Source organism: Streptomyces sp. NPDC001927, from assembly GCF_053594455.1.
On the sequence record NZ_JBSFEN010000016.1, the window covers coordinates 1 to 15,650 of the forward strand.

General features: G+C 72.8%; 8 protein-coding genes and 1 pseudogene. 8 read left to right on the forward strand and 1 reads right to left on the reverse strand.

Features of this window, described 5'->3' with window-relative positions:
- Positions 1-158: 158 nt before the first annotated feature.
- A pseudogene (locus ACWCO8_RS34710) lies at positions 159-2,903 on the reverse strand (AAA family ATPase); the annotation flags it as partial.
- Between the two features lie 870 nt (positions 2,904-3,773).
- Here ACWCO8_RS34710 and ACWCO8_RS34715 point away from each other — a divergent pair.
- The 8 genes from ACWCO8_RS34715 (at position 3,774) to ACWCO8_RS34750 (ending at position 15,603) form a co-directional block, all read left to right on the forward strand.
- Positions 3,774-4,190, forward strand: coding sequence for a hypothetical protein (locus ACWCO8_RS34715; protein ID WP_451035540.1), 417 nt, complete (start codon positions 3,774-3,776; stop codon positions 4,188-4,190).
- Entirely contained in the window at positions 4,187-5,197 is a 1,011-nt protein-coding gene (pstC, locus tag ACWCO8_RS34720) for a phosphate ABC transporter permease subunit PstC (protein ID WP_362015077.1), read from the forward strand. The genes ACWCO8_RS34715 and pstC overlap by 4 nt, the downstream gene beginning before the upstream one ends.
- Positions 5,194-6,468 carry a phosphate ABC transporter permease PstA gene (gene pstA / locus ACWCO8_RS34725; protein WP_451035541.1) on the forward strand — a complete coding sequence of 425 codons (1,275 nt, stop codon included), beginning with the start codon at positions 5,194-5,196 and terminating at the stop codon, positions 6,466-6,468. Before pstC ends, pstA begins: the two co-directional genes overlap by 4 nt.
- Positions 6,469-6,519: 51 nt before the next feature.
- A complete protein-coding gene (pstS, locus tag ACWCO8_RS34730) occupies positions 6,520-8,256 on the forward strand; it encodes a phosphate ABC transporter substrate-binding protein PstS (protein WP_451035542.1) in 1,737 nt (578 codons plus the stop codon).
- Positions 8,253-10,832, forward strand: a complete 2,580-nt coding sequence (locus ACWCO8_RS34735) for a hypothetical protein (protein WP_451035543.1) — start codon at positions 8,253-8,255, stop codon at positions 10,830-10,832. Before pstS ends, ACWCO8_RS34735 begins: the two co-directional genes overlap by 4 nt.
- 95 nt (positions 10,833-10,927) lie before the next feature.
- Positions 10,928-11,923: a hypothetical protein gene (locus tag ACWCO8_RS34740; RefSeq protein WP_451035544.1), complete on the forward strand. Its 996-nt coding sequence runs from the start codon at positions 10,928-10,930 to the stop codon at positions 11,921-11,923.
- 13 nt (positions 11,924-11,936) lie between these two features.
- Positions 11,937-13,511, forward strand: coding sequence for an Ig-like domain-containing protein (locus ACWCO8_RS34745; RefSeq protein ID WP_362015092.1), 1,575 nt, complete (start codon positions 11,937-11,939; stop codon positions 13,509-13,511).
- A gap of 106 nt (positions 13,512-13,617) precedes the next feature.
- Positions 13,618-15,603, forward strand: coding sequence for a WxL protein peptidoglycan domain-containing protein (locus ACWCO8_RS34750; protein ID WP_451035545.1), 1,986 nt, complete (start codon positions 13,618-13,620; stop codon positions 15,601-15,603).
- Positions 15,604-15,650 lie beyond the last annotated feature (47 nt).

The following is a 15,650-nucleotide window of genomic DNA, read 5'->3' on the forward strand; positions in this document are numbered from 1 at the left end:
CGACGGCCGCCCGGCCACCACACACTGGATGTACGCGCCGACGCTCGCCAAGCGCTATCCGTCGGTCCATGTGGACCCGCGGGAGCTCTTCGTCGGAGGGCGAGGTCGCTGCGCCGCTTGATCCCGAGCTTCCGGTACACCCGGGTGAGGTGCTGCTCGACGGTGCTGACGGTGACGAAGAGCTTGGCCGCGATCTGGCGGTTGCTGTGGCCGCGGACGGCCAGGGCCACCACCCGCATCTCCGCGTCGCTCAGCACACCGACCAGTGTCTCGCCGCCCGTTCCCGAGGCGGCGAGCTCCTGAGGTCTTCGGGCCGCTTCCGGCGGTGTCCTGGCCGGTAGCGGCACGCCGGACTGCTCGGCGAGCTGGCGGGCCCGGCGCAGCGCCATCCGGCCCTTGCTGTACTGCCCGGTGTCGAGGTGGCACCGGCTCAGCGCGTTGAACGTGTACGCGAGTTCCAGCGGGTTGCCGCACTTCTGCGCGGCCTCCAGGGCCTGCCCCAGGAGGTTCATCCGCTCCTGCGGCGGCGCGGTCGCCGCGAGCGTCCGCAGGGTCAGGGAGCGCGCCTCGTGGTGCCCGGGACCCACCAGGACCGACTGCTCGGTGGCCAGTTCCCGGGCGCGCGTGATCTCGCCGCGGGCCAGGTGGGCCCGGGCCGCGTCGGTGCGCCAGGGCAGCAGGGCCGGGACGTCCATCTGCCAGCGCGTGGCCAGTTCGCCCACGGCGGCGAAGTCGTCCAGGGCCGCCTGCGACTGGCCGCTCGCGAGCAGCGCGTTGCCGCGGGCACGGAGGTAGCAGACCCCGAGCAGGGTCTGGAAGATGCCCTCGGGCGGCACCACCTGGAGCTGGGCGAGGGCCCGTTCGGGCGAGCCCAGGACGGTGTACGCCTCCAGGGTGACCGTCAGCGGCAGCCCGATGTGGACGCCCCAACTGGCGGCCGGGGTCTCGGCGAGCGCCCGTTCGGCCAGCCGCGCGGCCTCGGCCGGTTCGCCCCGGTGCAGGGCCAGCTTCGCCCGCAGGCTCTCGAAGAGCGCCCGCCAGACCGGCGCGGACCGGCTCCGGGCTGCGGCGGCGAGCGAGTCGATCCACTGCTCGGCCGCGTCGTAGGACCCGTTGACGATCAGCGTGCTGACCGCGAGCACGAGGGGGATCAGCGTGTCGTCGTCCAACTGGTGGCTGACCAGGGCCTGTTCCGCGCACAGGGCGGAGAGCGGCCCGGGGCCGTCCCGCAGCACCCGCTCCAGCTCGACCAGCGTCTGGCCCCGGGTGGCGGCCAGGGGGACGTACGACTCGCCGGCCGCCGCCGTGTCGCCCTCCTCCGCCGTGGCCGGATACATCAGAGCGAGGGTGGTCCGGCACCGCCGCAGGGTGGCCGAGGCCTCCGCGTCCTGGCGCAGCCGGGCGTGCCGCTCCATCTGCTCCAGGATCTCCAGGGCCGTGTTCGGGCGGCCGAACCAGAGCAGCGCGTCCACCGGCGCCGACACATGACGCCCCGTCAACAGGCCGCAGCGGGCGGCCTCCAGGAGGGACGGCAGCCGGCGGGCGGCGGTCCGCGGGTCGGACCGCCACTCGGTGCGGAAGAGCATCGCCGTCGTGGCCGTGAAGTGTTCCTTGCTGCGGTCGTACCGGTAGGCGACGGAGAGGCAGTCGGTCGCGAGCGTGGTGTCGCCCGTCGACAGGCCCTCCTGCGCGGCCTCGAGCAGCACGGCCGCGGCGCAGTCGTTGTCGATCTGGCTCGCGGCGACGAGGTGGTGGGCGACGGCGGTCACCGGAGCGCCGTTCTTGAAGAGCAGCGTCCCGATCCGGGTGTGCAGCTCGGCCCGCGCCTCGGGGGTCATGTCGTGCAGCACGGCGGTGCGCGCGTCGGGGTGGCGCCAGGCGCCGTCCGCGAGGAGGCCGGTCTCCTCCAGCGTGCTGAGCGCCAGGTTCAGGGACTGCGGGTGCGTGCCCGGGAGCTGGACGAGGAGCGGGACGTACCGCGGGTCGTGCAGGACGGCCATGATCCGCGCGATCGTCCGTACGGAGGTGGCGCAGCGGTAGAGGCAGCCGAGGACGGCCTGTTCGAAGAGGGTGCCGGCGGACAGCACCGGGGCGGCCGGCCACTCGGTCGCCGCCGCGATGGTGTCCTCGACCAGGCCGCGGACGAGGAACGGGTTGCCGCCGGTGGCGGCGAGGCACTCCGTGTCGAGGGCCTGGGCCGCGCTCGGCCCGAGGCGCGCCGCGAGCAGCTCGCGCACCCCGCCGAGGGAGAGGGGCGGCAGCCGCACGCGGTGGCAGACCGGCTCCGGGGGAAGCTCCGCGCGTAGCAGGGTGCTGGAACGGCGGGGTGAGGGGAGTTCGTTGAGGACGAGCAGGAGCGGCGTCGCGCGCAGCCGGCGGGTGAGGGAGGACAGGCACAGCAGGGACGGGGTGTCCGCGTACTCGACGTCGTCGACGCTGATGAGCAGCGGCCGCTCGACGTACTTGACGAGGTCGTGCAGGGCCGTGCCCATCTGGTGGAAGAGGCGCGGCGGGATGGCGACGGAGTCCTGCACGGTGGCGGCGTCGGCGCTCAGGGCCCGGTCGAGCAGATGAGCCACGTGACCGGCCGCGGCGGGCGGCAGTTCCACGCCACGGAACAGCTGGGCGAGGACGCCGAAGGGCACGTACCGCTCCATGCGGGAGGCGGTCGCGGAGAGGTGCACCGCACCCGCGCGCCGGGCCTCCTCGGCGAGGGCGGCGAGGAGTTCGGTCTTCCCGTGTCCGGCCGCGCCGCTCACGACGGCGATCCGGCTGTTCCCTCCCATGGCTTCCCCGAGGAGGCGCCGCATGACCGATAACTGTTCCTCACGCTCGCATATGAGGTGGGGATGGGGCGGGGGAGTGAGCTCGTCCAGAACGACCGACGCTGTTCTTGGAGGCATTCTTTCGACTCCGCTTCGTATTCAGCTGTATCGGAGAAGGGGTGCGCCAGACGAGTCGTACGGATCTTCCGCTGGCGAGCTCTGCCCAGTAAAACCCGGTCTCCCCAGCACGGCAACCAACGCCCACGGCGGAGGTTCAGGCTCCGATTGGCCGCTGAATACAAGGGAGTCCATCGTGCCTGGCGGATCACGGCCACGGGGCCGGAATATCGAGCGGCGGGGAGGATTCCGTGAGACGCGTCACATTCGCCCGTGGCGGCCTGTTGAGGCGTCCACCGGGGTGGTTGCGCCAGGTCGAGGTGCGGAGATCGGCCACGAGGTGCCGGTGATTTTGTTCATGGCTATACGATCCCGCTGCATGGCGCCGCGCCCACCGCATTTTTTCGGCCGGAAATCAGACTTTAACGTGGCCGTCCGGAGGGGGCCGAAGTTCCCGACAAACCACCCCATGCGGCCGGACCGGGCGATCTTCGCGCCGAAGCCCGGGTGGATCACGCCTCTTGACGCGCGGCCGCATCTCGTGCAGGAAAAAAGGGCGCGCGCCCCGCGATACCGCTAATCGGCCCCATGGCCTGAAGTCGCCCCTTGGCCGGTCGGGTTCCGTGCGCGCCGTCGAATGCCGCAACTCCCCCAGCGTCGTACAAGAGCGGACCGAGTGGCTCCGGAACCGGTCGACACCTCCCGAGGACTTCTACCCCTCGTTCATGTTTTCTCCGTCTCTGCTTCACCGGTCCGTGTAGCCACCAGCGCCCAGCGCCGTGATTGTCATGCGCGCAGCTATGAACGCGTAGTCGATTGTCGGCCACGCGTGGGGTCAGGGCGAAGGGGGCGGGTGCGGTGTCTCGGCCACGGTTTCTGTTTGTCTCATGGGTGGACGTCGAGAGACGTCAGGCACCGCACGAGTGGACGCCCGGCGATGTCGGCGCGGAGGCCGTGAGCTGGCGGCTCGTCGGGGCCAACAACCACGAACTCGGGCGCGGCCCCGACCTCCACGGCGGGCACACCGCCTGCAGCGCGGCCGTCCGGCGGCTGCGCGACGGACTCGACCGCGCGGTCCCCCTCGTCTCCATGGGCGCCACCACCGGCGTCTGGAGCTGGCAACTCGCCCTGGACGACCGGTGCGTCGCCGTCGCCGCCCGCACCTTCAGGCGCCAGCGCGAGTGCCGCCACAGCCTGCAGCTCTTCCTCACCGCCGCCGCCGAGGGCCAGCTCGCCGCCGGCGTCACCTACACCCGTCGACTGCGCGGCCTCCGGCTGCCCGACGCCGTCCGGGGGACCGCCTCGTGAGCACCGTCACCCCCGCCGTCGCCCCGGACACGGACGCCCCGCGCCCCCGGTCCAAGGCCGGCGACCCCGCCGACCGGGTCTTCCGCGGCGGCGCGCGCGGCGCCGGAGCCGTCGTCCTGGTCACCATGACCTTGGTCGGCGTCTTCCTGAGCGTCCGCGCCGCCCAGGCCCTCGGCGACGCCGGCTGGTCGTTCGTGACCACCTCGGCCTGGGAGCCCGACTCCCACCGCTTCGGCATCGCGGCCGTCCTGCCCGGCACCGTGCTCATCGGCACCACCGCGATCACCTTCGCCCTGCCGCTCGCGCTCGGCACCGCGCTCTACATCACCGAGTACGCGCCCCGCCGGCTGCGCCGGACCCTGGTCAGCCTCGTCGACCTGATGGCCGCCGTGCCCAGCGTGGTCTACGGCCTGTGGGGGTTCTTCTTCCTCCAGCCCCACATCACCGGGCTCGCCCGGTGGATCTCCACGTACTTCGGCTGGATCCCGATCTTCGCCGTGGACGGCGCCGACCCGCGCGACCCGCTCGCGCCCGCCACCGTCTACACCTCCTCCACCTTCATCGCCGGGATCGTCGTGGCCCTGATGGTCACCCCGATCGCCTGCTCGGTCATGCGGGAGGCGTTCGCGCAGGCCCCGCCCGGCGAGCGCGAGGGCGCCTTCGCGCTCGGCGCGAGCCAGTGGGGGGTCATCCGTACCGTCGTCCTCCCCTTCGGCAAGGGCGGCATCATCGGCGGGACCATGCTCGGGCTCGGCCGGGCGCTCGGCGAGACCATCGCCGTCGTCATGATCATCTCGCCGGTCTTCTTCTTCCAGCCGCACATCCTGGAGAACGGCGCCAACTCCGTCTCCGCGCTGATCGCCCTGCGCTACGGAGCGGCCAGCCCGCTCGGGATGTCCGCGCTCATGGCGGCCGGCCTCTCGCTCTTCCTGATGACCCTCGTCGTCAACTTCATCGCGTCCTCCGTGGTCGCGCGCAGCCGGTCCGGAACGGGAGCCGACGCATGACCCTGACCACGCCCGCGCCCCCCGCCGAACCCGAGGCGACCGGCACCGTCACGCCCGACGTCGTCCCGCACGGCCCCGGCGCGCCCACCGAGAACCGCCGGGTCACCTCCGCCCTGCACGCCCGGGACGTCTTCGCCCTGATCGGCTCGGGCGCCGCCGCCGTCGCCCTGACCGCCGTGGTCTTCGACCGGGTGCTGCCCTGGAACGCCCCGCTCGGTTTCACCGTCGTCACGTACCTCGCCTTCATGGCGCTGTACGCCGTCCTCGTCTCCCTCGACGAGAACGGCGCGACGGTCCGCGCCCGGCTCGCCCAGACCCTCGTGCACGCCCTCGCGGGGCTGCTGCTCGCGGCGCTGCTCTTCATCGTCGGCTACGCGCTCTGGCGCGGGTACGAGGCGCTCGGCCACCTGAACTTCTTCACCGAGGACATGTCCGGCACCGGACCGCTCCAGCCGATCACCGACGGCGGCATGGTGCACGCCATCGTCGGCACGCTCCAGCAGATCGGCATCTCGCTGCTGATCACCGTGCCGCTGGGGCTCGCCTGCGCGGTCTTCCTCAACGAAGTGCCCGGCCGGTACGCCCGGTTCGTCCGCACCATCGTCGAGGCGATGACCGCCCTGCCGTCGATCGTGGCCGGTCTGTTCATCTACGCCACCGCGATCCTCGCCCTGGGCCTGGACAAGTCCGGCTTCGCCGCCTCGCTCGCGCTCTCGGTGATGATGCTGCCGATCATCATCCGGGCCGCCGACGTGGTCATCCGGCTCGTGCCCGGTTCGCTGCGGGAGGCCTCGTACGCGCTCGGCGCCGGGCAGTGGCGCACCGTGTGGACGGTGGTCCTGCCCACCGCCCGCTCGGGTCTGACCACCGCCGTCATCCTCGGCACGGCGCGCGGCATCGGCGAGACCTCCCCGGTCCTGCTCACCTCGGGCGCCGCGACCGGCCTCAACCTCAACCCCTTCGACGGGCCCCAGACCTCGCTCCCGCTGGCCACGTTCACCCTGGTCGCCTCGCCCGAGAAGACCATGATCATCCGAGGCTTCGGCTGCGCGGCGCTCCTGATGGCCCTGGTCCTGCTGCTCTTCCTGCTCGCCCGCGTCATCGGCGGCCGCGGCCCCGGCCAGCTCAGCCGCCGTCAGCAGCGCCGCCGGGCGGCCGCCTCGCAGAAGGACGTGGAACGCATGGGCACCCGCCCGGCGGCGCCCGCCGCCGTGGCGCTCCCCGCGCAGTCCCCGCCGCCCCCGAACTCCCCGCCGCCACCGGCCGGCTGACCGCTCGCCGCCCTCTCGTACGACCCGCCACCCCCGATCAGGAGACCCTCGATGTCCGGACGCCCACCGGCATTCCCCGCGCGCGTGCTGCGACGCAGCCTGGCCGTGCTCGTCACCGCCCTCGCGCTCGTGGTGCCCGTTGCGCCGCCCGCCGCCGCCGAGAGCTACGTACCGGTCTCCGGCGCGGGCTCCACCTGGAGCCAGAACGCCCTCGACCAGTGGCGGGCCAACGTCAAGCAGTACGGCATGACGGTCAACTACAACGGCACCGGCTCCTCCGACGGGCGCAACCAGTTCCGCAACGGCACCGTCGACTTCGCCGTCTCCGAGATCCCGTACGGCATCAACGACTCGGGCGTCGCCGACCCGCCGCCCTCGCGGAAGTTCAGCTACATGCCGATCGTCGCGGGCGGCACGGCCTTCATGTACAACCTGAAGATCGGCAACCGCCGGGTCACCAACCTCCGGCTCTCCGGCGAGAACGTCGCCAAGATCTTCACCGGTACCGTCACGATGTGGAACGACCCGGCGATCAAGGCCGACAACCCGGGCCTCGCCGCCGCCCTGCCGGCCCGCCGGATCGTCCCCGTGGTCCGCTCCGACGGCTCGGGCACGACGGCCCAGCTGACCACCTGGCTGAGCAAGAAGCACGCAGGCCTGTGGGACGCGTACTGCGGCAAGGCGGGCCGCCGCACCCCCTGCGGCCCCACCTCCAACTTCCCCGTGATCGGCGGCAAGGGCTTCGTCGGCCAGTCCGGCTCCAACGGCGTCTCCGGCTACGTCGCCCAGGACGGCAACCAGGGCACGATCACCTACGTCGAGTACTCGTACGCGGTCTCCACCACCGGCTTCCCGGTGGCCAAGATCCTCAACGAGAAGGGCTACTACACCGAGCCAACCGCCCAGAACGTGGCGGTCTCGCTGACCAAGGCGGGCATCAACGCCGACCTCACCCAGCGCCTCGACGGGGTCTACAACAGCACCGACCCGCGCACGTACCCGCTCTCCAGCTACAGCTACATGATCGTCCCGACCGCCCTGGAGTCGAACTTCAACCCGCAGAAGGGCAAGTCCCTCGGCGCGTTCGCGTACTACTTCCTCTGCCAGGGACAGCAGTCGGTGGACCGGCTCGGCTACTCGCCGCTGCCCATCAACCTGGTCCAGGCGGGCCTGACACAGGTCCGCCGGATCCCCGGCGTCGCCGCCGAGAGCATCGACATCAAGAAGTGCAAGAACCCGACGTTCTCCAGTGACGGCACCAACACCCTCGCCAAGTCCGCGCCGTACCCGCCCGCCTGTGACCTCAAGGGCGCCAAGCAGTGCGACACCGGCACCGGCGGCAACAAGACCCCCACCAAGACCGGGGGTTCCTCGGGCGGCTCGGGCGGTTCCGGCGGCGCCAACGGCGGTACGAACGGCGGCGGTTCGGGCGGTACGGCCTCCGGCGGCGGAGCCGCGACCGGGGGAGCCACCGGCGGTGCGACCGGCGGCGCGACGGCCGGTACGGCGGCCGCGGGCGGAGCCGCCACCGGCGGCGGCACGGGCGCGGCCACGGGGGGCGCGCTCGACCCCGACACCGGCCAGCCGATCGCCGCGGGCGACGCGGGCGGCTCCGGCGGAGGCGGCGATCTGTACGGCGTGCCGGTGACCACGGCCGCCGGCCTGGGCGGCGGGCTCCAGACCGCGCTGATGGTCCTGGGCGCCGTGCTCTTCTTCGGCATCACCGTGGGCCCGCCGCTGCTGCACCGGCGCCTGGCCGCCCGCCGCGCGGGGGAGGGGTCCCGATGACCCGTACCCGTCCGTCCGTACGTACCGGAGCGACCGGCTCCCGGTCCCGGCTGCGGCACCTCCTTGGCACCCTCTGCCTCGCCCTGGTCCCCGTCGTCGCCACCGTCGGCACCGGCCTCGACCCGGCCGCGCCGCCCGCGTACGCCGCCACCGGCGACGACTCGCGGACGACCGTCTCCGGGACGGGCGACTTCGCCGACCTGAAGATCACCGTCAGCCAGACCCGCAACCTCGTCAACCAGGTCGTCAAGATCACCTGGACCGGTGGCGCGCCCACCGTCTCCGACACCGCGTACGCCGCCAACTACCTCCAGATCATGCAGTGCTGGGGCGACGAGCGCGGACCCGGCACCGACCAGTGCCAGTTCGGCGGCTCCTCCGCGCTCGGCGCGGGCTCGGGCAACCAGGCCGCCGGCGCGTACACCAACAGCCGGCAGCTGAACTACGGCGCGAACCTGAAGGACTCCGAGAACCAGCCGCTGCCCCCGCCGAGCCCCAGCGGCATCTCCTACGCGCCGTTCCGCTCGGTCACCGGCGACGAGGTCAGCCCGGGCAACTGGAACGAGTTCTTCGACGTCAACAGCACCAACGAGGTCCCGTACGCCCGCACCAACCCGCGGGGCGAGGGCGAGGTCTACTTCGAGGCGCAGACCGGCGTCGAGGCCCCCGGCCTCGGCTGCGGCGACGCGACCGAGAAGGCGGGCACCGTCACCGGCCGCGGCTGCTGGCTGGTGATCGTGCCGCGCGGGACGAAGGAGGTCGACGGCAGCGCGTACACCGCCCAGTCCAGCGGCCAGTTGCAGTCCTCGCCGCTCTCCCCGGCCAACTGGAAGCACCGCATCACCGTCCCGCTCGGCTTCGAGCCGATCGGCAGCCACTGCCCGATCGGCGCCGAGGAACGCGGCACGCTCGGCAGCGAGATGGCCGCCGAGGCCGTCACCCGCTGGCAGCCCGCGCTCTGCCGGACCGGCGCCAAGGCCATCTACGGCTACGCCCAGGTCCCCGACGAGACCGCCCGCGTCAAGCTGCTCTCGGGCAAGCCCGGCCTGGTCTTCGTCGGCCGCAACGCCGAGATCACCACCCCGCGCGAGGACCACCGCGCGCCCGTCTACGCCCCGGTCGCCGTCTCCGGCATCACCATCGGCTACTTCATCGAGAGCCAGGCCGCCTTCCGGGCCCCCGACGCGGTCAAGCAGCGCAACGGCGCCCGGATGGGCACCCTGCGGCTGACCCCGCGCCTGGTCGCCAAGCTCCTCACCGAGTCCTACCGCGACGGCGTCTCCCGCTTCGCCGAGAGCGTCGCGAAGAACCCCGAGAACCTCGGCCGCGACCCGGAGTTCATCCGCCTCAACCCGGAGTACGCCGACCTGGACTTCGGCGGCAAGCTCGGCGACGCCCTCGTCCCGCAGCCGCTCGCCGACACCACCCGGCAGCTGTGGGCGTGGGTGGTCCAGGACCCGGCCGCCGCCGAGTTCCTGAAGGGAACCCCCGACAACCAGGGCACCCACGGGAACCCGGGGAACGCCGGCACGACGGTCAACCCGCACTACAAGAACCTGGCGACGCCGCTCGACACCTTCCCCAAGAGCGACCCGTACTGCCAGCCCTTCGACGACCGGCCCGACTTCCCGCTCTGCATCCAGGACAAGAAGCCGTACGCCACCGACATGCACGCCGCCGCGCGCGCGGCCGGGCGCGGCGACACCCTGGCCCGTACCTCCTGGGACCCGACCGCCACCCCGCCCGCGTACAAGAAGGACCCGCCGCAGCCGGCCGGTCAGCGCGCCGTGCTCGCGGTGACCGACACCGCGACCGCCGACCGCTACGGCCTGATGCGCGCCGAACTCCTCAATGCGGCGGGTAAGTTCATCGCCCCCGACACGGCGTCCCTGACCGCCGCCGTGGGCGCCCGCAAGGCCGGCACCGACGGGGTGACCCTGCCGGACCCGGGCTCCAGGAACCCGGCCGCCTACCCGCTCACCGTCGTCACCTACGCCGCCACCGTGCCCGCCGACCTGACGGCGGCCGAGGGCCGTGACTACGGCACCCTGCTGACGTACGCGGCCGGCGCCGGCCAGAACCCGGGCGTCGCCTCCGGCACCCTGCCGCACGGTTACGCGCCGCTGCCCGAGGCCCTGCGCGCGCAGACCCGCAAGGCCGCCCACCAGGTCACCACGCAGGCGGGCAAGAACCCGTCCACGACCACGCCCCCGCCGGGCACGGCCGACGGCGGCGCGTCCGGCGACGGCGGAGCCGGTGGCTCCACCGGTACGAACGGAGGCTCCGGCGGCGGGGACGGTACGGGATCCGGCGGCGCGGCCGCGGGCGGTACGCAGTCCACGGCGGGCCCGAGCACGGGCCCCAGCCAGGCCGCCGTACCGCCGACCACCGGGAAGCCCGCCCCGGCAACGCCCGCCGCGCTCGGCGAGCCGACCCCCGGCTGGGCCGTCGGCTTCGTCCGGAACGCGCTGCTCATCTGCCTGATCGTCGGCGCCCTCGCGGCCTTCGCGGGCCCGCTGCTGCCGAGATACCTGCCGCGTCTCCTGGCGGCCGCACGCACGCAATGGAGGAGGTGATGCCCGAAAGCGTCTGATTCGTCCGCGCCAACGGAAGTCCTGCACACGCGCCCCGGGCACCACCCGGAGCGCAGCCTAGCTGAGGAGAACCCCCAGTGAACAAGAAGAAGACCGGCCTCGCGCTCGCCGCGGCGGCGCTCGCGGCGGTCACCGTCGGCAGTGGCCTCGCCTCCGCCGACCCGGCCGGCCCCCCGCAGCACCGCGCGCTCTCCGGTGTCGGCTCCGACACCACCCAGGACGTCATGAACGGCCTGGCCGACGTGGTCACGGTCAACGGGCAGAAGGTCATCGGCTCGTACGACGCCACGGGTTCCGCGAACATCACGACGAAGAACCCGGCGACCACGCCCAACTGCACCCTCGCGCGCCCCAACGGCTCCAGCGCCGGCCGTGCCGCGCTGCTGACCTCGCTCCAGGCCGGAAACGGCTGCCTCGACTTCGCCCGCTCCTCCTCGCTGAGCCTGGGCGCGGCCAACCCGGGTCTGACGTACGTGCCGTTCGCGATCGACGGCGTCTCCTACGCCATCACGCCCGGCTCGTCGCTCCCGCGCAAGCTGACGCTGACGGACCTCAAGGCCATCTACCACTGCGACCCCGACTACGTGGGCACCTCGCCGAACTACGACGTGACCGTCTACCTGCCGCAGGCCGGCTCCGGCACGCGCTCCTTCTGGCAGTCGCAGATGGGCATCACCGAGAACGACGTGGTCGCGGGCGTCTACCCCTGCATCAAGGACAAGAAGGGCACCGCCCCGGTCCAGGAGCACGACGGCCGCATCCTCGACGACAAGTCGATCGTGCCGTTCTCCATCGCGCAGTACCAGTCGCAGTCCTCGCAGACCATCGCGGACCTGCGCGGCCGGGCCATCCTCGGCACCGTCGACGGCCTGTCGCCGACGGTCCTGAACAGCGGCTTCGGTGTGAAGCGCGACGTCTACAACGTCATCCCGACCAGCAAGGTCGGCACCTCGCCGTGGAGCGACGTCTTCGTCGGCCCCAACTCCGGCATCTGCAAGCAGCCCGCCGTGATCAACACGTACGGCTTCGCGACCAACCCGAACTGTGGCGACACCACCAAGCAGACCCCCTGATCAGGAGCCTGACGTGCTGAAGAACAGATTCTCCCGGGCCCTGGCCCTCGGTGTCGCCGCCGTCACGACCGCCTTCGCGGCGGGCCTGGCGACGGCGGGCGCGGCGTACGCCGCCCCGATCGGCACCCTCGACATCGCCCCCGCCACCGGCGCGGACACCAGCGGCATCGCGTTCACCACCTCGGGCGCCTGCCCGGCCAATGCCACCAACGTCCTGGTGAAGGTGGAGGGTTCCGGCTTCCCGGCCGGCGGCCTGAACGTGGTCGGCAACTCGCCGATCGCCACCTACCCCACGGCGGGCAACGGCGGCATGGTCATCCCGCTGACGTCCACCATGCGCGACTACGCCTCCCAGGCGGGCTTCACCACCCTCCAGGGCAAGTACGACTTCACCGTCATCTGCCGGACCGCGTTCAACGGCACCAGCCTCGGTGACTTCACCGGCGCCATCTGGTTCACGTCCAACACGACGTACCAGGCCAACGACCCGGCCGTGAAGACGGACACCAGCACCTCGCTCGCGGTCACCCCGGGCGGCCCGGCGCAGGTCGGCACCGCCGTCACGCTGACCGCCACGGTCACGCCGTCCGGCGCCCCCGGCACCGTGCAGTTCAAGGACGGCTCCGCCGACCTCGGTACCCCGGTCACCGTGACCGGCGGCGTCGCGGCGCTGACCACGAGCAACCTCACCGCCGGCACGCACGCGCTGACCGCCGTGTTCACGCCGTCCAACGCCTCGTACAACGGCTCCACCTCGACGGCCGTCTCCTACCAGGTGACGCCGGCCGCGGCCACGCAGACCACCACGGCCCTCGCGGTCTCCCCGGCGGCGAGCACTCCGCAGTACAGCCCGGTCACCCTCACCGGCACGGTCTCCCCGGCCGGCGCGGCGGGCTCGATCAAGTTCACCGACACCGTCGGTGGCACCACCACCCCGCTCGGCACGGTCCCGGTCGTGGGCGGCACCGCCGTCCTGACCACCTCCAGCCTGCCGGCCGGTCCGCACTCCTTCACCGCCGTCTTCGTCCCGGCCGACCCGGCCCGGTACACCGGCTCGGACTCCGCCGCGATCCCGTACACGATCGGCGCGTTCGCCGGCGTGACCGCCTCGGAGACCATCACGACCACCGTCAACGCCGGCGCGCTCGTCATCAGCGTCGACAACCCGCAGGTCACGCTGCCCTCGCCGGTCCTGAACAACGACGGTGACCTGCTCACCACCGCCGGTGCCCTCAGCCCGGTGACGCTGACCGACACCCGCGCCGGCAACCCGGGCTGGACCGTCAGCGGTCAGGTCGCCGACTTCTCCGACGGCGCCACGCACACCATCAACGGCCAGAACCTCGGCTGGTCCCCGAAGGTCGTCGACAAGGCGCCCGCGCAGACCGTCACCCCCGGCTCGTCCGTCCCGGCCGCGTCCGGCGCGGCCCCCGGCGACACGGGCACGGCCGGCCTGAAGGCCGCCCGCACCCTCGCCAACGGCACCGGTCTCGGCACCGCGCACATCGGCGCCGACCTGGCCCTGAACGTCCCGACCTCCACGACGGCCGGCACGTACACCGCCACGCTCACCCTCACCGCCATCTGATCCAGGCGTGAGTTCCGGGGCGGAGCCGCGCCGCACGGCCGCACAACCCGAACCACCCGCCGCGCGACCGGGGTTCCGCCCCGCCCCTGACCTCTGGAGAACCGTCATGACCGCTCACCGTCACCTCCGACCGGCCGGCGCCCTCGGCCTGTGGGTGTTCCTGTTCCTCGCCCTGCTCCTGGCGCTGCTGCCGGCCGGTCCGGCCGCGGCCGCCGAAGGCCCCAAGGACAAGAAGGCCGTCTTCGGCGTCCAGCCCGCCGGGCCCAAGAAGCCCGACCAGCGGCCCCACTTCTCGTACGGGGTCACCGGCGGCGCCGCCGTCCGCGACCAGATCGCGCTCTGGAACTACGGCTCCGAGCCGCTGACCCTCGCCGTCTACGCGAGCGACGCCGTCAACACCGTCGACGGCGGCTTCGACCTGCTCGCCGCCGACAAGAAGCCGACGGACGCCGGCAGTTGGATCAAGCTGGCGACGAACAAGGTGACGGTGAAGCCCAAGAGTCACGTCATCGTCCCGTTCACCCTCACCGTGCCGGCCAAGGTGACTCCCGGCGACCACACCGGAGGCATCGTCGCCTCGCTCTCGGGCACCGGCAAGGACGCCAAGGGCAACCAGGTCCGGCTCGACCAGCGCGTCGGCGCCCGCGTCTACCTCCGGGTCGCCGGGGCCATCAAGCCCGAGCTGACCGTGGAGAACGTCCGCGCCGAGTACCACGGCACCCTCAACCCCTTCGGGTCCGGCTCGGCCACGGTCACGTACACCGTCCGCAACAGCGGCAACGTCCGGCTCGGCGCCCGCCAGGCCGTCCGCGTCAACGGCGTCTTCGGCTCCTCGGTCACCGCCAAGGGCGTCCGCGACCTCGGCGAACTGCTCCCCGGCAACGCCCTGACGGTCACCGCCGAGGCCGACGGGGTGGCGCCGCTCGTGCACGCCTCGGCCGTCGTCTCCGTGCAGCCCGTCGCGACCCGCGAGGGCGTCGACCCCCGGCTGCCCTCGCTGACGCACACCGTCTCGGTCTGGGCGGTGCCCTGGACGTTCCTCGCCCTGCTGCTGCTCCTCGTCGCGGGCTTCCTGTGGCGGCGCCGCCGTCGGCGTACGGACCGGGGTGCGGACCGGCGCTCCGGCGGGCCCGGGGCGGCGGACGGCGCTGAGGACGGGGCGGACCAGGCCCGGAAGAACACCCCCGAGACCCCCGACACTCCCGACAAGGAGCTCATCGTGCAGTTCACCCGCCTCCTCACCCGGCGTACCGCGGCCGGTGCGGCCGCCGCCGCGGCGGTGGTCCTCGCCGGTGTCGGCGTCCTCACGGTGCCGACGGCCTCGGCCGCCCCGCTGGGCACGGCGAAGGCCAACCCGGCCACGGGCGCCGACGACACCAACATCGACCTGACCACCTCGGGCGCCTGCCCGGCGCCCGCCACCAACGTCCTGCTGAAGGCGGTCGGCAAGGGCTTCCCGGCCGAGGGCAAGAACCTGGTCGGCAACTCGCCGCTCACCGCCTACCCGAAGGACCCGAACGGCGCCGGCTTCATCGTGCCGCTGACCATGACGATGCGGGACTACGCCAACGAGGCCGGGTTCACCACCCTGGAGGGGCGGTACGACCTGACGATCGTGTGCCGCAAGGAGTTCGGGTCCGCGACCTTCGGCGAGTTCACCGGGTCCATCTGGTTCACCTCCAACACCGTGTACCAGGACACCGACCCGGGCGGCACGAACCCCACGGGCACGCCGTCCGGCACGCCGTCGGGCACGCCCTCCGGGACCCCGTCCGGCACTCCGTCGACCACGGGAACGCCCACCCCGACCGACACCGGCTCGCCGACGACGACGGAGACCGGCGGTGACACGGTCGGCGTCTCCACGAGCATCCCGCCGAGCACGGCGGCGCCGACGACGACCGAGCCGGCGTCCTCGGGCGGTTCCTCCGCGAACGGCGGCTCGGGCGGCGGCGACGGCGGTGGCGGTCTCGCAGACACCGGCACCGACCCCGTCGTACTCGGTCTGCTCAGCGCCCTCCTCGTGGTCACCGGCGCCCTCGCCGTCCGATGGGCCCGCAAGCGCGGACTGATCACCTTCGGCAGCAACTGACGCGACGACCGGCGCGACGACCGACGTAACGACCGACGAGACAACCG

Coding starts and splice junctions, on each gene's coding strand:
- pstS (WP_451035542.1), top strand. CDS start 6,520: ATGTCCGGACGCCCACCGGCATTCCCCGCGCGCGTGCTGCGACGCAGC.
- ACWCO8_RS34735 (WP_451035543.1), top strand. CDS start 8,253: ATGACCCGTACCCGTCCGTCCGTACGTACCGGAGCGACCGGCTCCCGG.
- ACWCO8_RS34750 (WP_451035545.1), top strand. CDS start 13,618: ATGACCGCTCACCGTCACCTCCGACCGGCCGGCGCCCTCGGCCTGTGG.
- pstA (WP_451035541.1), top strand. CDS start 5,194: ATGACCCTGACCACGCCCGCGCCCCCCGCCGAACCCGAGGCGACCGGC.